Origin of the sequence: Rhizobium altiplani (genome assembly GCF_001542405.1) — a bacterium.
Taxonomy (GTDB): Bacteria; Pseudomonadota; Alphaproteobacteria; order Rhizobiales; family Rhizobiaceae; genus Rhizobium; species Rhizobium altiplani.
The window spans coordinates 52,164-68,627 of record NZ_LNCD01000062.1 but is presented as its reverse complement, the minus strand read 5'-3'; the positions used below and the strand labels follow the sequence as shown (position 1 = coordinate 68,627).

Below are 16,464 nucleotides of genomic sequence, written 5' to 3'. Positions count from 1 at the left end.
CATTCACAAGAAATTCGGGGATGTGGCCGATATTCGGGAATACAAGACGCCCCCTGAGCACGATCTTGACTTGACGGCCGGTCGAATTGACGTGGCATTCGATGATGCGACCTATTTCGGATCCGCCTTGGCGAAGCCTGACAATGCAGATCTAGCTTTTTCAGGCCCCGAAGTTGGTGGACCCATTTGGGGCGGCGGGCAGGCCTTGGCATTCCGCACAGATGACGCGGACCTCAAAGCTAAATTCGACGGCGCAATTCAAGCGGCATTGGCCGATGGCACCGTCAAGACGCTGGCTCAGAAGTGGTTCAAACGCGACGTGAGCCCGTAACTCGGATCACGCTTCAGCTGCCCTTGCGTGGCCAAATCTACGGAAACTGTAAATGAGCGACCTATTCTTGCTTGGATTTGGCAACGGCGGCTGGGGCGGTTTGCTGCTTCAAGCGGCCATCATGACGCTTGCTGTGACGCTTGCATCGCTGATCATCGGGGCAGTCCTTGGCGCGCTGATCGCCTGGGCCAAGCTCTCGCGATCACTGCCCGCAAGCCTGTTGGGCGAGTGCTACACCGTCGTCTTTCGCGGTGTGCCGGAACTATTGATCATCTATCTCTGCTATTTTGGCGGGTCCTCACTTCTTAGCGGCATATTCCATATGAGCGGCGGTGCAGGCTTTGTCGGGATCCCGCCGTTCGTTGCCGGCGCATTTGGCGTGGGCCTGATCTGTGCTGCGTATCAGGCCGAGGTCTACAGGGGCGCCTACCTCGCCGTCTCGAAGGGTGAAATCGAAGCAGCCGTTGCCATCGGCATGCCGCGCCTGCTGAGGCTACGCAGGATCCTGATACCGCAAGTCATGCGCTTTTCCCTGCCAGGCCTCAACAACGTTTGGCAGATGAGCCTTAAGGATTCGGCACTGGTCTCGGTCACCGGCCTGGCGGAAATCATGAGGACCACCGACGTTGCTGCCCGCACGACGCGTGAATACTTCCTTTTTTATGTAGCGGGGGCGGCGCTGTACCTGATGTTGACAGCAGTATCGAACCAAGTTGTTGAAAAAGCTGAAAGCGCGACAGACAAGGCCTTTACGCCTCGCACGGAAGAGGCGTGAACATGGATCTCGTCTTTCTTGAGCAGGTTATGCAGGCCCTTCTCGAGGTGCTGCCTGTGACTGTCGCCCTTTTCGCGATCTCGGTCACCGCCGGAGGCCTCCTGGCGCTACTGCTGACCTACCTGCGTGTCAGCAACAACGCTGCCGCTCGCGGCTTCGCACGATCCTATATATTCGTATTCCGTGGATCACCGCTTTTGATGCAGATGTTCCTGCTCTATTACGGGCTCGGACAATTTCCGATCGTCCGCCACAGCGTGGTATGGCCCATTCTTAGGGAGCCATTCTACTGCGCTTGTATCTCGTTGGCATTGTGTACGGCGGGTTATACTGCCGAAGTTTTCCGCGGGGGACTGCGCGCGGTGCCCCCCAAGGAGGTCGAAGCGGGCAAGGCCTACGGCATGTCCGGGTTCCTCCTCTTCCGGCGCATAGTCGGACCGATCGCATTTCGTCATTGTCTACCGGCTTACTCAACCGAACTTGTTTCTATGATGAAGTCGACTTCATTGGCCAGTCTGGTGACGGTTTGGGAGGTCACCGGAATTGCAAACAAGATGATCAGCTCGACATACCGCACCTTTGAAATTTTCTTGTGTGCGGCGGCCATATATCTCCTCTTGAACTTCCTCTTGGTCCAAGCGCTCGGGATGCTCGAGCGGCGTCTGTCTCCGCACTTGCGGGCTCGACCCACCGGCGTTGAGACAGTTCAAGCTCTTTGATGGAAAACCAATGACACAGAACAGAAATGCAGCATTGATCGTAAAGGATCTCCGAAAATCTTTCGGTTCGCACGAGGTTCTCAAAGGCATCTCGCTCGAGGCTCATCAAGGTGACGTGATCTCGATCCTCGGATCAAGCGGATCGGGGAAGAGCACGTTTCTGCGCTGCATAAACATGCTTGAGACCCCAAGCACCGGGACGATTACGGTCGGTGGCCATACGATCCTCATGAAGACCAAACGGGATGGAAGTAGCGAGCCGGCTGACCGTCGCCAGGTCGACGCGATCCGCGCGGAACTTGGCATGGTTTTCCAGAGCTTTAATCTCTGGTCCCATATGACAGTTCTTGAAAACATCATCGAGGCGCCTGTTCACGTTCTCCGAAGGCCGCGAAGCGAATGCGTTGCTCAGGCTGAGGAGCTCTTGGAGAAAGTGGGCCTCGCGGAACGGCGCAACTACTACCCAAGCCACTTGTCGGGCGGGCAGCAGCAACGCGCGGCGATTGCCCGTGCCTTGGCCATGAACCCGAAAGTCATGTTGTTTGACGAGCCTACCTCCGCCCTTGATCCTGAATTGGTGGGTGAAGTCCTCAAGGTGATGCGTGGGCTGGCTGAGGAAGGCCGAACCATGCTCGTCGTCACCCATGAGATGGCCTTTGCCCGCAACGTGTCCAATCGCGTGCTGTTCCTCCATAAAGGTGAAGTCGAAGCCGACGGCACCCCGGACGAATTGTTTGGCAATACGCGCTCCGAACGTTTCAAGCAGTTCATCGCCTCAAGCGCCCACTAACATCTGCAAAGGACATCCTCATGAGCGTTCTAGTCCTCGGCTGCGGCAATATGGGCGCAGCCATCGCCTCCGGCGTCGATCAAAACGGGCACGAAGATGTCGTCGCGGTCGATCCTGACGCACAGCGCGCGAAATCGCTTCTGCCGCCAGGCAGCCGGGTGCAGGTGTTCTCAGACCTTGCCCAATTAATGAAGCGGCGCTTTGACCTTATCATCCTCGGCGTCAAACCGAACTACATCGGCGACGCATTGCAGACTTGTCAGGCCAGCCTTGCTGAGGCGCCGATGGTTTCCATTGCCGCTGGCGTCAGCCTGGCAACGATGAGAGAGGTTGCGGGCCAACACGCAAGGCTGATCCGCGTGATGCCCAATCTTCCCGCTTCAGTAGGGGCGGGGATGACCGTGGGATATGCGGATAACCTGGTAGATGGGGAGGTTTTAGAGCGCGTCGAACGCGTCTTTGAAGCCGTTGGGCGCTTCCACTGGGTCTCTGACGAACACGACATCGATAAAGTCACGGCCGTTGCCGGCAGCGGACCTGGATATGTGTTTGCCTTCACGCAACACCTCGAGGCGGCTGCTGTGGAGATCGGCTTGCCGGCCGAACTGGCGGCGGCACTCGCTCGGCAGACCGTCGTGGGCGCTGGTCGGATGCTCGAGCGCGATCAACGCAGCGCGATTGATCTGAAGCGGGCCGTAACCAGTCCCAAAGGAACGACAGAGGCGGGCCTCTCGGTACTTGAAGGGCCAAAAGGGCTCCCTGCGCTGCTCGATCAATGCGTTAGGGCAGCAGAACAGCGCGCGATCGAGCTTCGGTAAATCAGGATGCCTGGCGCGGGTCCGAGAAGATGGCCATAGGCAGATCAGGTTGAAATTGCCCCCATGCCACGGCCTCGCCGGAGCGCTTATGCCCGCGGCGAGGGCTCAAGATTGGCGAGGCCCAGGCGGCACCGCGCTCAACTTGCAACAGCTTACTTCCGCGAGGAGAATGAAAATTGAATACGGCAGTGAAAATTGCGACGTCTGAAGATTAACAATTCTCGTTTCTCGACAGCGTCGAAGCGTATATGGACCGCGCACTCGCGCAGTTGCCGCTTCCAGAGGGACTTGCAGAGCGCATAAAGGCTTGCAATTCCACCTATACGGTTCGCTTCGGCGTTTGGCTAAGGGGGCGAATGTATTCCTTCACGGGCTGGCGCTCCGTCCACAGCGAGCACGTTGAGCCTGCAAAGGGTGGCATCCGCTATGATCTTGCGTCGAACCAAGAAGAGGTGGAGACGTTGGCGGCGCTGATGAGCCTCAAATGCTCGTTGGTGGACGTGCCCTTCGGTGGCTCGAAAGGAGCGCTGAAGATCAATCCCAAGGATTGGGAAGTCCACGAACTCGAGCGCATAACCCGCAGATTTACACAGGAGCTCGCAAAGTGCAGCCTTATTTCGGCAGGGCGAAACGTGCCCGCACCGGATGTTGGTACGGGTGAGCGGGAAATGGCGTGGATGGCGGACGAGCACAAACGGACCGGGCCATCGGACATCGTCAACGCGCCGCATGCGTCACCGGAAAACCGCTGTCTCATGGCGGTATCGAGGGTCGCACCGAAGCCACCGGGCGAAGTGTGCAATATGCCATTCATTGTTATCTGCGAGATCCCTACAGCAATGGCATCGGAGGAAACCGTGACCTCGCGAAGATGACGGTGGCCGTCCAGGGCTTTGGCAATGTGGGGTTCCATGCTGCGAAGTTCCTCAGCGAGAACGACGGGGCCAAGATTGTGTGCATCGTCGAGCGCGACGGCTATCTCTGGAATGAAAATGGGCTGGACGTTGCGGCGGTGAAGCGCCACCAGTTGGAAACCGGAAGTATTCTTGGATTCGAGGGTGCCGAGAGTCATACAGACAGCGCCCGCGGCCTTGAAGTAGAGTGCGATATCCTCATTCCGGCGGCCATGGAAAACGCGATCACGCCCTCAAACGTTGGCCATATTCGCGCCAGGCTGATCGCTGAAGCCGCTAATGGGCCTGTCGCGTTCGCCGCCGAAAAGGTGCTCCTGGACAAGGGTATCGTCATCCTTCCCGATCTTTTCGTGAACGCGGGGGCGTCATTGTATCCTATTTCGAGTGGGTCAAAAACCTGACGCACATCCCGTTCGGTCTCATGGAGCGCCGGCGCCGGGAGCGTCGAAATCATCAGATCACACAAGCTCTGGAGACAATGACCGGGAAAGCTTTCCCAGAGGAGATGCGAGACGAGTTCCTTGAGGGTGGGTCTGAGATCGACTTGGTACGCTCCGGTCTAGATGATGTCATGCGCGGCGCTTACGAGAATATGTCGAGGACAATGCGCGATTTTCCCCACATCAAGGATTTGCGGACCGCCGCTTATCGGATCGCGTTGAACCGCATCGCAGAAGCCTACAAGGCAATTGGTATTTAAGCGTCGCAGTCGGCACGAGAGATGAGGGAACTGCAATTCCCCGACGAACCGGCGCGGGCCTGAAGCTCGCGCAGGAGATCGGGCGAACGTAAAGTCGCCTGCGCTGCGTCTCGTTGCCGACATCGAAGATGCTCTTCAAATTGCGCGGAGCATGATCGAGCGTTGATCCCTGAGACCTGGGTGCCAGGTTGGCTCCCAGACACCTAATCTGGCGAGCGTTCATGACGACGTTGATACTATCGCCCATGGAGAGATCGTGCCTTCGCTGGCTGTTGCTCGGCTGGAGCGTGCGGGAAATCGCAATGCTTGAAGGCAAGGGCGAAGGCGAAATCCGATCATGTCTGGACCGAGCGGTCCAGCGGCTTGGCGCGACCTCACTCAACGATGCAGTCACCGCTATGATGAATTCAACCAGTAAACGCTCACCGTCATGACCACGGCGGCAGCCGACCGACGAACTCAGATCTTGCCCAACAGTTCAGCTTCGTCCCCACATCGGAGAAGTGCGGCTTTGCGAAACCATTCGCTTCTTCGAAGACGCGGGTGTCAAAGTTCCGGACTTTCGACAAGGGCAAAGCAGTAATAGTCGGTGACCGGTCGGATGCGGACATTCTCAAGGCAAACCCGTTCGGCATCAAAAGCTGGTGGTTTAATCCGCTCCGCGCGGAGAAACTGGAGCTCGGCGGTGCCGACGACTGAGGTGGCCCGGCTCGTTGAAATCGCCGATCGACTTGCCCGCGGATAAGACAGCTCTTCGTATTGTCGGCCGCCAAGCCGAATGAGGCGGTTCGACGCCAAACGAAGGATCTTGCTGACAGTTGGGGTTCACCGGAGGCGAGCTGGGATGTTCTGCGCGCAATGTCCGGATTTGCCCGGGCACTCCCCGGAAGGGTCGAACGCCCTACTCGTCTGGCGTCGGGCGATCGGCGATATCGAAGACGGCGGCATTGTCCTGGATTTCCCGCAAACCCTTGTAGGAGGCATGACGAAGACTGCCGTCATGTGTCCAGCCGCGGAACTCAATTTCAGCGATCAGTGTCGGTTGGGAAAAAACGAGGTTCTTGCCCTTCAGCGGCACGACCGGTCTGGCTGCCTTCAGCTTGTCTAGTGTCTTGCGCAGGTACTCGGCATTTTTCGCGTTGAAGCCGGTGCCGACGGAGCCGACATAGACCCAGTCATGGCCTTTTCTGGCCGCGAGCAGCAGGCTGCCGATGCCGCCGCGTGCCGAGGCCGACTGCTCGTACCCGACGACCATGAAGCTTTCGCTCTGGATGCACTTGATTTTCAGCCAGTCGCCGGTGCGTCCGGACCGGTAGGGCCGGTCCCGATGCTTGGCAATGATCCCCTCAAGTCCCTCCTGACAGGCGTGACGAAGCAGAACCTCGCCGTCCACCGCCATCTCCTGCGACAGCCGGATGGTGCCGTCCGTCTCGGCTGAAATCAGATCCTCAAGCAGGTGCCGTCGGACCGAAAGCTCGGTGCCGGTTAAGTCATGGCCATCAAGATAGAGAAGATCGAACGCATAGAGGATCGCTTCGCTTGACGCCTTCTTGCCGCCGCGGCCACCAAGCGAACGCTGCAGCGCCCCGAAGTCTGAGCGGCCTTGATCGTCAAGCACGACCGCTTCGCCGTCGAGAATGGCGCTGCTGATTCCGAGTGCACGCGCCGCTTCGACGATTGCCGGAAAGCGGTGCGTCCAGTCGTGGCCGCCGCGTGTGATGACCTTAACGCTCTTCCGATCGATATGGAGCGCCAGACGGTATCCGTCCCATTTCACCTCGAACAGCCAGTCGGGACCCTTGGGCGGCGCCGGCTTCAAAAGCGCCAGGCACGGCTCGATACGCTCGGGCATCGGATCGAAGGGCAGGCTCGGCTGGGCGGGATCGCGCTTTCGCACTGGACGCGATTGAAGGGCCGAGCCGGATTCGTCGAGCAGCGGCATCGAGGCTTTGCGTCTTATCGTCATCTCGTCGATTGCTTCCCTGAACCGCGTTCGTTCTCGATGGACTTGCGCAACGCATCCATGATGTTGATGACATTGCCCGTCGAAGCTTCAGCCTTCTCCTTCGGCTTGGCTTTCGACGGTTTCTTCAATTGCTTCTTCTTTGTGTTGATGATGTCAAGCAGCGTCTCCTGCACCGGATCGGCGACCATCTTCAGGCTCCAGTGCTGAGTTTGCTTCTTGATCAGCTGTTGCACGAGCGGCATCAGCTCCGCTTCCGGCTCTTCGTCATCAATTGCCGCAAAATAGTTTTCTCATCCCGTACCTCATCGCCATAGCGCAGCGTCCAGAGCACGATACCCTTGCCGCGTGGCTCGAGCATGACGGCGCGTTCCCGCCGCGAAATCACCAGCCTCGATATGCCGACCATATTCTCCGCGCCCATAGCGTCGCGGATGACGGAGAAAGCCTCCTCACCGACAGGATCATCCGGGGAAAGATAATAGGGGGTATCGAGCCAGATCCACTCGATGCTGTCACGCGGGGTAAAGGTCGAGATGTCGATCGTCTTGGTGCTTTCCAGCGCCACGTTTTCGAGTTCGTCGTCCTCCAGGATGGCGTAGTCGTTTTCGCCGCGCTGGTACCCCTTGACCTCGTCTTCGTCGCGGACCTCCTTGCCGGTGACCGCATCGACATAGTGGCTGACGACCCGGTTCTGCGTCTGGCGATTGAGCGTGTGGAACCGGACCTTTTCGTTTTCCGAAGTCGCCGGCATCATCTGCACGGGACAGGTGACCAGCGAAAGCTTCAAATAGCCTTTCCAATAGGGACGAAGAGCCATGACCGCCTCCCGTCAACCGGCGCCTGATGCGGTGAGCCCGAGCTTGTGGGCCAGCAGCGGCGCCGATGGCGGCAGCAGATGATCGGGTGTCGAGGTGGCAAGCAGCGTCAGGGCGATGTCCCGGCCCGCAATCTCGGCATCATCCAGGGCCATCCGGCCTGCCTCGGCGGCAAGGCCGGTCAGGGTCTCCCCTTCCCCTGCCCAATGGCGAGTGCGGATGCCGGTGCGGCGTTCGATCCAGCCGGGATCGAGGCCAAGCTGCGCCTCGATTTCAGCATTGGCAACACAGCGCCGAGGGACTGCGTGGCCAAAGCCCGCCATGCGGGTGGAGCCGGTGAATGTCATCGGTCACGGTCCAGAACGAGCGAGGCGACCTCATCTATCGCATCGTAGGCGCGGGTAAGTTCCTGCCCGGTCACGCAATAGGGCGGCATCAGGTAGAGGACGTTGCCGAGCGGCCGGATGAGCAGGCCACGTTCCCGGAACAGTCTGCGCATGCGCGGTCCGGCCTCGGCGAGATAGCCACCAGCGGGCACGGCGGCATCGAGTGCCGCGATCGTTCCAGCCTGACGGATTCTGGTAAAGCGCATATCACCCTCGAACCGCGCCAGCTGTTGCCGGTGAGTTTCCTCTATTGCGCGGATGCGCTCGAAAACCGGTTCGCTTCGCCAGACCTCAAGATTGGCAACGGCCGCGGCGCAAGCGATCGGATTGGCGGTGTAGGAACTTGAATGGAAAAAGGTCTTGCGCCGGTCGGACGAGAGGTGCGCCTCGAAAATCTCTGCGGTCGCGAGCGTCGCGGCAAGCGGCAGAGCGCCTCCGGTCAGTCCTTTGGAGGTGCAGAGAATATCGGGCGTGATGCCGGCCTGTTCGCAGGCGAACATCGTTCCCGTCCGCCCCCAGCCGGTCATGACTTCGTCGGCGATCAGTAGGCAGCCATGGCGCGCGGCGATCTGCTGCAATCCGGCAAGCACGCTTGCGGCATAGATCTTCATGCCCCCGGCGCCGAGGATCAGTGGCTCGATCAGCAGCGCAGCGATGCCTCCGGTCCGGCAAAGGGCTTCGAAACGGTCGAGCACCTCCTGCTCCCTGCCCGGCTCCGGGAAAAGCAGCCTGTCGACGCCGAAGAGAAGCGGTTCGTAGGCGGAGTTGAAGACGCCACGCTCGCCGGCCGACATCGTGCCGATCGTGTCGCCGTGATAGCTGCCCTCCATCACCACGATCCGGTTTCGCACTTCTCCCCGATTGTGGAAATAGCCGAGCGCCATCTTGATCGCGACTTCGACCGAGGTCGAACCGCTGTCGGAATAGAAGACATGCCGCAGGCCCGGCGGAGCGATATCGATCAGGCCCGCAGCCAGACGTTCAGCCGGTTCGTGGGTGAATTCGGCGAAGATGATCTGATCGTAGGTCTCGGTCGCGGTGCGGATCGCTTCCATGATCCTGGGGTGGCGGTGGCCATGGGTGATCACCCACCAGGAAGAGATGGCATCGAGCAGACGGTTGCCATCCTCGTCGATCAGATAGGCGCCTTCGGTCGCGGTGATGCGCTTCATCGGGGGCTCGAGCGCATGCTGGGTGAAGGGGTGCCAGACGGCGGAGTGGTTCATCGGGCGCCTTCCATGAAAACAGTGACATCGAAGTTCGCGCTGAACGTCTGCTGCAATCCTTCGGCGCTGATATCGGCCATCCACGGCAGGCGGCCGAGGATGCGCGTGCCGCTCATCCTGGCGATGATCCGCTGCGTCTCCTGGTTTTCCTCGCCGATAAAGGCAATCCCGAAGATCGGAATGTCACGATGCTTCATCGCCTCCACGGAAAGCAGGGTGTGATTGATGGTGCCGAGCGTGGTCCGCGCGCAGAGGATCGTGGGGATCTGCCAGCGTGCGAAAATATCGGCGTAAACCAGATCGTCGGAAAGAGGCACCAATAGTCCGCCAGCCCCTTCTATAATGAGAGGCGCCAGCAAGTCAGGTGGGACAAGCCTGGCTGGGTCGATCGAAATTCCATCGAGACGTGCTGCGAGGTGCGGAGATGCAGGCGCCGCCAAACGGTAAGCTTCCGGCAACGTTCTCTTCGGCGAAAGTCCGCTGAGCCGTAGAACGGCCTCGCGGTCTGTCTCGTCATCCAGACCGGACTGAACAGGTTTCCAGTACGTAGCGCCGAGATTGAAGGTGAGCGCCGCAGAGAAAATTGTCTTACCGATGCCGGTGTCAGTACCAGTCACCACGAAGCGTGTGCCCATGCTCAGACCTCGTCAATTGCTGCTGCGAGCCGGCCGATCATGGCGGCAATATGTGTCTTATTCACATTGAGAGTTATGGAAATCCTCAACCGTGCCGTTCCGACAGGAACGGTCGGCGGGCGGATCGCTCTGACGTCGAAACCCTGGCCTTGTAAGCGCCTGGCTATGCGGACGGCCCGCGCATTGTCACCGATTAACACAGGCTGGATCGGCGAACCGCTCGGCACGACGCAGAGATTCGACCGCAGTTGCTCGCCCATAAAGTCGCGTAGTTCGCCGAGGCGAGCGCGACGCCAAGATTCTTCCGTGATCATCCGCAAAGCTTCCCGCACGCCGGCCGCCACGAGTGGGGACGGCGCGGTTGAATAGATGAAATTCCGGGAGCGATTGACCATATACGCGGCAAGGACGGCAGGCAGCAGCAGCAGGGCTCCAGAGAGGCCAAGCGCCTTGCCGCAGGTGTGCAGCGTCAGCACATTGCGATGATTTTTTAGCTCCGAGGCGAGGCCACGACCGTCGGGCCCAAAGACACCGGTCGCATGTGCCTCGTCGACGATCAGATACCCATCATGCGAAGCGGCAACTTCAGCCAATAGCGCGAGCGGCGCGCGGTCGCCATCCATGGAATAGATGCTTTCGACAGCAATCCACGGCGATCCGGTGCCGCCGTCAGCTCGCCAGTGGCGGATGGCTGCGTCAAAGGCCTCAACATCGTTATGTGGCACGGCAACAGCTTCCGCCTTACTAGCCGAGATGCCGTCATGCACGCTTGCGTGCACCAGATCGTCGTGAACAATTAGATCACCTCGTTGCGGCAAAGTCGCAAACAATGCGACGTTCGCGGAAAAGCCACTGCCAAAGTATAGAGCTCTTTCCGCACCGAACATCGTCGCCGCTTCTGCTTCCAGCGCCTCGTGGACCCAATGATTTCCGCGGAGCACGCGCGATCCGCCAGAACCAACGGGAATTCCCTCTTCGATCGCCGCAGAGAGCGCTGCCGCAAGCCGCGGGGAGCTGGCGAGTCCGAGGTAATCGTTGGAAGTAAAGTCGACACCCTGTCTCGGAACGAGGGCCTTCAATCGCGATTTGCGTTCGAGGCCGGTAAGCGTCGCCTCGTAGCGGGCGAGTGCCGGCACAGTCATTGTCCGAGCTCCAGTTCCAATGGCTTAAGGCCGAGCCGACGGAATAGCGCGAGGTCGTGGTCTTCACCGGGATTGTCTGCAGTCAGCAGCGTCTCGCCGACGAAGATGGAATTAGCGCCGGCGAAGAAACAGAGCGCCTGCATTTCGTCGCTCATCTCGGTCCGGCCGGCCGAGAGGCGCACATGCGACTTCGGCATCAGGATACGCGCCAGCGCGATGGTCCGGACGAAATCGATCGGATCGACAGGTGCTGCATTCTCCAGCTTGGAACCGGGGATTGGGATCAGCATGTTGATCGGCACACTTTCGGGCGGTGATGGCAGATTGGCGAGGGTCACCAGCATCGAGATCCGGTCCTCGACCGTTTCGCCCATGCCAAGAATACCGCCGGCGCAGACCTTGATGCCGGCATCGCGGACATTGGCGAGTGTCTCCAGCCGGTCCTCAAAGGTACGGGTGGTGATGATCTCCGAATAGTAGCGCTCGGACGTATCGACATTGTGGTTGTAGTAGTCGAGCCCTGCATCGGCTAGCCGGACGGATTGTTCCGGCGTCAGCATACCGAGCGTCATGCAGGTCTCCATGCCGAGCGCACGCACGCCCTCGACCATGGCGACCAGTGCGTCCATGTCGCGGTCCTTAGGATTTCGCCAGGCGGCCCCCATGCAATAGCGCGTCGCCCCGCCCTTCTTCGCCTGTTGCGCTTCGGAAAGGACGCGTTGAACCTCCATCAGCTTCGAAGCCTTGAGCCCCGTCTGGTAATGCGCCGACTGGCTGCAATAGCCACAGTCCTCGGCACAGCCGCCCGTCTTGATCGATAAGAGCCTGCTCATCTGTATGGCGTTCGGGTCGAAATTCTCACGATGAACCTGCTGGGCACGGAACACTAAATCATTGAAGGGGAGATGATAAATGCGCCGTGCGTCGTCGATGCGCCCCAATTCCATGGTCGAGGGGACAACACGGGCGTTAAGAATTGTGGATCCTATTTCGACACTCATTCACGCCTCCAACCATAACCATAGTCGGCTGGTAGAAAACGATCACTTCCAAACAGTCGCAATCAATTTCAGTCGAGAGCCCCATTCAGATTTCTAATGCTGCCTTTGTTCGCTCAATGCGTCGCGGCACAAACCATTAAAAGCAATCGCGGCGCATCCTGTTCGATGCGCCGCACCGCGTTTGGCCTTCAACTAGTTTTTGCTGAGCGTTTTTTGGGGGGCCTTAACCGCTTAACCCACAACCCGGGTAAGCGCCTTGTCGATCGCATCGGTAATACGGTCGACATCGTCCGGCGTCGCAATAAGCGCAGGCGAAAGGCAGAGCGTGTTGTTCAGGCCCGGAAGAGAGCGGTTCGTTGCTCCGATTATAACGCCATTGGACAGGCAATCGGCGACAACTGCCTGTACGCGCTTTTCATCCAGCGGCTCCTTTGTCGTCCTGTCTGCCACGAGCTCGGCGCCGAGGAAGAGGCCTTTGCCACGGACATCGCCAATTGCCCGATGTTTTTCCATCAGGGCCTGGAGATTGGAAAGGCAGCGATCACCCATCTTTATCGTATTTTCGAGGAGACCCTCGTCCTCGATGATGCGCATGTTTTCCAACGCAGCAACGGGGCCTGACGTGCACCCGCCGAACGTTGAGATATCACGGAAATAGCTCATCGAATCGTCCGGGTTATCCTTGAACATTTCGAAGACCCTTTCGGTTGTGACCGTGCAGGAAATTGCCGCGTAGCCGGAGGCGACGCCCTTGGCCATCGTTACGAAGTCCGGCTTAATGTCGTAATGCTGATACCCGAACCAAGTGCCGGTCCGGCCAAGACCGCAGACCACCTCGTCGATATGTAGCAGGATGTCGTATTTCCGGCAGATCTCCTGCACGCGCTCCCAGTAGCCCTTGGGCGGAACGATCACGCCGCCGCCAGCCGTCACCGGCTCCAATACGAGGCAGCCGACCGTGTCGGAACCTTCGCGCAGGATTGCTTCCTCGATCGCATCGGCGGCGCGCTCGCCATAGTTCTCAACATCCCACTGCTTGCGGTACTCGAGGCAATGCGGAACAGAGACAAAGCCATCCGGAAAGGGACCGTATTGCTCGGCGCGCTGTGGTTGCCCAGAGGTTGCAAGCGTGCCGATCGTCGTGCCGTGATAGTCACGCTCGCGATACAGGATTTTCCATTTCTTGCCGCCGCGGTGACGATGCGCGATTTGGCGCACCATCTTGTAGACTTTCTCGTTCGCCTCGCTGCCGGAGTTCGAATAATAGACCCTGGTGAGGCCGGGCATTTTCTCGATCAGTTTTTCAGCAAAAAGCGCGCCCGGCACATTGCCGGCGGCGCCCGCGTAATAGTTCAGCTTGACGAGCTGGTCACGGATCGCGTTGGCGATGCTTTCGCGGCCGTAGCCGACATTCACCGTCCAGACGCCACCGGACACGGCGTCGAGATATTGGTTGCCATTGGCATCCCAGAGCTTCAAGCCTTTACCCTCGACGAAGACCCGAGGATCGATCGTTTCGTAGGGCTTGTGTTGGCTTAGGTGATGCCAAACATAAGCGCGATCGGCGGCAACCGCGTGGGAAAGGGAATTAGAACCTACAACAACGGTCATTTTTCAGCTCCAGAACTGGTTGAATCGCGGAAATCGAGGGGAAGAGCGTTAAACGGGCATCAGGGGAGGGGATGGTGAGCTTCGGTTAACGTCTCTTAACGCGAAGAATTCCCCGATTTGTATTCCCTCACAAGTCCTTTTCTTGATGCCAGCAAGCTATTGAAAATGAAGCTCCATATGATTTGAGTTTGCCATATTATGAACGCCCTCAACAGTAAGCATGCGATTTCAGATGATATCGGTAATGGGCTTCGCAAAACAAACGCCGCCTATAAGCTGTTCAAGTGGGATGCGTGAAAAAGACAGAATTCTCCAACTCGGCCATTTTCGCTGACCGAAGAAAATGTGATGGTGCCGACACGCCCCTTCACCTCAACGCCGGCGGTGGGCGTCTATTCAAAGCCGTCTGATTGACTGGTGCGAAGAGATTGTCGATGTCGGCCGATCAACAATCTCTGCCCTTCATAAAAACAAGCACTTGATTGCAAAGACCGTGGGCATCATCATTCTTAGCCAGTTCTGCTTAACTCTATGAGGCTTCATGGCCGTCGATATTGGCAATCGCCTTCGGCATCTGCGGAAGGCACACAACATTTCGCAGCGAGAGCTGGCAAGGCGGACGGGAGTACCAAATACGACCATTTGCTTGATCGAGTCGAATTCGTCGAATCCCTCTGTCGGAGCATTAAAGCGGATTCTAGACGGTTTTCCTATTGGACTCGCTGAATTCTTCGCTTTTGAGCCGCAGACCTCACGCAAAGCCTTCTATTCATCGGACGAACTTGTGGAAATCGGTAAGGGTTCGATCTCCTACAAACAGGTTGGCGAGAACCTGTTCGGGCGAAATCTCCAGATCCTCAAGGAGTGCTATCAGCCTGGGGCGGATACGGGAAAAGTGCCCCTTATCCATGACGGCGAGGAAGGCGGAATTATACTCTCTGGTCGGCTGGAAGTAACCGTCGACAATGAGCGAAAATTCCTCGGGCCGGGGGATGCATATTACTTCGAAAGCCGGCGCCCACATCGATTTCGTTGCGTCGGCCCTGAGCCGTGCCACGTTATTAGCGCATGCACGCCACCCACGTTCTAAATACACAAGTTAAGCTGTATGCATCTGACGCCGTGCGCCCACATGCACGGCATTCGTGCGACTGTCGGGGCCATTAAAATTTCGGCGCCTCACACGATTAAACTAATCCAGAACACAAACTAAATCACGTGTCAAAGCAGCGGGGGGTCAATAAAATTCGGCAGATTTAGATCGATAGCCCGAACAGGAGACCCGGCGCAATGACTGAACCTCGCTTCTATAATCGCGAGATCGAGACAATGTCCCGCGATGAATTGGACGCAATGCAACTTCAGAAGTTGCTCGAAATGTTAGAGCATGTAGCTAGAACTAATCCATTCTATGCGAACCATTGGAAGCAGGCCGGGATCGACGTGTCTAAGGTTAAATCATTCGAGGACTTCAGAATGGTCCCGATGATTGAAAAGTCGCATTTTGTGGCCGATCAAAATGCGCATCCTCCTTTCGGCTCCCGCTCTGGAAGCGTAAATCATAATCTTGGACGGACCGATCTATATACCACCAGCGGGACTAGCGGTCAGGGGAAGGAGGTTCATGCCTGCAGCTTGCGCGAGCTTAAGGCTATGGAAGAGATTTACCGCTACGGCATGTCGTGGGCGGGCATGCAGCCTGGCGATATAGTTCTGCTCACGCTGCCGATCACGATGCTTGCGGGTGGTCGGGTCGAGTATCAGGGCGCTATCGCGTCTGACCTAACAGTACTTCCGGTCGGCAACTATGATGCCGCCAGCAAGGTAGATCACATCAGACGTTTTAGCCCTAAGGCCCTGTTTGGTAGTACATCCTATTTCGGAACGCTTGCAACGATGATGGGCGAGGACGCGCGCACCAGCACCGTGGATACTCTGCTTACCGGTCTCGAGGGGGCGAGCCTTCCATTTCTGAAATCTATTGAAGAGATGTGGGGAGCAAAGGCTTACGATCGCTTCGGTTGCGCAAACATGCGCGCAGACTTTATGTGGTCTGACGAAAATGGAATCGGCGAACCCGGAAAGCCAGGGACGCTCCTGAACGTGGATCCCTATGTATTGATGGAAGTTGTCGATCCGGCGACCGGCCTTCCGGTCGGCGATGGGGAATTTGGCGAACTCGTCATTACCAGCCTTTACCATCTCGATAATCCCGCAATCAGGAACAGGATCCGGGATGGCGCAGTGTTCCAGAAGGGTGGGCGCAAGGGTTCGGCCCGCAACTTCCATGGCGTCGAAATGGCTTCGATCAGCCGCATCGATGATGTGAAGAAGGTGAAGGGTATCAATATCTATCCCCAGGCTGTTGATGACCTGGTCTTTTCATGGCCCGAGGTCGAGCAGTACGAGGTAATCCTTTCCCGCACGGCTTCGTTCGCTGATGTCGCAAACTTGAGACTGCAACTGCGTCCCTCGGTTGCCGAATCTTCAGGCGAGCAGATCGTCGCCCGTGCCAAGGAGGCGGTAAAGACCCGCTTGGGTATCAACTTCGACATCGAGATCGTCCCGAAGGTGGAAGTCAGCGATTATAAGGCACGGCGCTGGAAAGACCTTCGATAGCTAAAGGAGGACGGCG

General features: G+C 58.1%; 14 protein-coding genes and 3 pseudogenes. 9 read left to right on the top strand and 8 right to left on the bottom strand.

All coding sequences use genetic code 11. From position 1 onward, the window contains the following. From AS026_RS13235 to AS026_RS44200, 7 genes and pseudogenes are all read left to right on the top strand, one after another. The coding region (locus AS026_RS13235; protein WP_131815310.1) for a type 2 periplasmic-binding domain-containing protein at nucleotides 1-331 on the top strand (331 nt) is incomplete at its 5' end. 52 nt (nucleotides 332-383) lie between these two features. After that, nucleotides 384-1,106: an ABC transporter permease gene (locus tag AS026_RS13230; RefSeq protein ID WP_028748625.1), complete on the top strand. Its 723-nt coding sequence runs from the start codon at nucleotides 384-386 to the stop codon at nucleotides 1,104-1,106. Nucleotides 1,107-1,108: 2 nt separating this feature from the next. Next, nucleotides 1,109-1,825, top strand: a complete 717-nt coding sequence (locus AS026_RS13225; protein ID WP_028748624.1) for an ABC transporter permease — start codon at nucleotides 1,109-1,111, stop codon at nucleotides 1,823-1,825. A gap of 10 nt (nucleotides 1,826-1,835) precedes the next feature. After that, on the top strand, nucleotides 1,836-2,615 hold the full coding sequence (locus tag AS026_RS13220; protein WP_028748623.1) for an ABC transporter ATP-binding protein: 780 nt from the start codon (nucleotides 1,836-1,838) through the stop codon (nucleotides 2,613-2,615). A gap of 20 nt (nucleotides 2,616-2,635) precedes the next feature. Then, nucleotides 2,636-3,433 (top strand): pyrroline-5-carboxylate reductase, encoded by a 798-nt coding sequence (gene proC, locus AS026_RS13215; RefSeq protein ID WP_007539292.1) that lies wholly within the window; start codon nucleotides 2,636-2,638, stop codon nucleotides 3,431-3,433. A 248-nt stretch (nucleotides 3,434-3,681) separates the two neighbouring features. After that, a pseudogene (locus AS026_RS13210) lies at nucleotides 3,682-5,047 on the top strand (Glu/Leu/Phe/Val family dehydrogenase). Between the two features lie 543 nt (nucleotides 5,048-5,590). Then, complete coding sequence (locus AS026_RS44200; RefSeq protein ID WP_342587561.1) at nucleotides 5,591-5,746, top strand: HAD family hydrolase; 156 nt, start codon at nucleotides 5,591-5,593, stop codon at nucleotides 5,744-5,746. A gap of 202 nt (nucleotides 5,747-5,948) precedes the next feature. On the opposite strand, the gene ligD is transcribed toward AS026_RS44200, so the two are convergent. The 8 genes and pseudogenes from ligD to tpa all read right to left on the bottom strand — a co-directional run bounded on the left by ligD (nucleotide 5,949) and on the right by tpa (nucleotide 13,829). Beyond that, nucleotides 5,949-7,013 carry a non-homologous end-joining DNA ligase gene (gene ligD / locus AS026_RS13205; RefSeq protein WP_062369854.1) on the bottom strand — a complete coding sequence of 355 codons (1,065 nt, stop codon included), beginning with the start codon at nucleotides 7,011-7,013 and terminating at the stop codon, nucleotides 5,949-5,951. Next, nucleotides 7,010-7,830, bottom strand: a pseudogene (ku, locus tag AS026_RS39870) (non-homologous end joining protein Ku). Before ku ends, ligD begins: the two are co-directional and overlap by 4 nt. A gap of 18 nt (nucleotides 7,831-7,848) precedes the next feature. Further along, nucleotides 7,849-8,151 (bottom strand): annotated as a pseudogene (locus AS026_RS13195) (3-oxoacyl-ACP synthase); the annotation flags it as partial. Nucleotides 8,152-8,171: 20 nt separating this feature from the next. Further along, nucleotides 8,172-9,440: an adenosylmethionine--8-amino-7-oxononanoate transaminase gene (locus tag AS026_RS13190; protein ID WP_062369852.1), complete on the bottom strand. Its 1,269-nt coding sequence runs from the start codon at nucleotides 9,438-9,440 to the stop codon at nucleotides 8,172-8,174. Continuing rightward, a complete protein-coding gene (gene bioD / locus AS026_RS13185) occupies nucleotides 9,437-10,075 on the bottom strand; it encodes a dethiobiotin synthase (RefSeq protein WP_062369851.1) in 639 nt (212 codons plus the stop codon). Before bioD ends, AS026_RS13190 begins: the two co-directional genes overlap by 4 nt. 2 nt (nucleotides 10,076-10,077) lie before the next feature. Continuing rightward, nucleotides 10,078-11,217 carry an 8-amino-7-oxononanoate synthase gene (locus AS026_RS13180; RefSeq protein WP_062369850.1) on the bottom strand — a complete coding sequence of 380 codons (1,140 nt, stop codon included), beginning with the start codon at nucleotides 11,215-11,217 and terminating at the stop codon, nucleotides 10,078-10,080. Continuing rightward, nucleotides 11,214-12,164, bottom strand: coding sequence for a biotin synthase BioB (gene bioB, locus AS026_RS13175; RefSeq protein ID WP_062369860.1), 951 nt, complete (start codon nucleotides 12,162-12,164; stop codon nucleotides 11,214-11,216). The genes AS026_RS13180 and bioB overlap by 4 nt, the downstream gene beginning before the upstream one ends. A gap of 285 nt (nucleotides 12,165-12,449) precedes the next feature. Beyond that, complete coding sequence (gene tpa, locus AS026_RS13170) at nucleotides 12,450-13,829, bottom strand: hypotaurine--pyruvate aminotransferase Tpa (protein WP_062369849.1); 1,380 nt, start codon at nucleotides 13,827-13,829, stop codon at nucleotides 12,450-12,452. Between the two features lie 541 nt (nucleotides 13,830-14,370). Between tpa and AS026_RS39865 the strand changes: the two genes are divergently transcribed. After that, the gene (locus AS026_RS39865; protein ID WP_082728519.1) at nucleotides 14,371-14,919 is read left to right on the top strand and encodes a cupin domain-containing protein; all 549 of its coding nucleotides are present in this window, start codon (nucleotides 14,371-14,373) and stop codon (nucleotides 14,917-14,919) included. Between the two features lie 200 nt (nucleotides 14,920-15,119). After that, complete coding sequence (locus AS026_RS13160; RefSeq protein ID WP_062369847.1) at nucleotides 15,120-16,448, top strand: phenylacetate--CoA ligase family protein; 1,329 nt, start codon at nucleotides 15,120-15,122, stop codon at nucleotides 16,446-16,448. The last annotated feature ends 16 nt before the right edge of the window (nucleotides 16,449-16,464 follow it).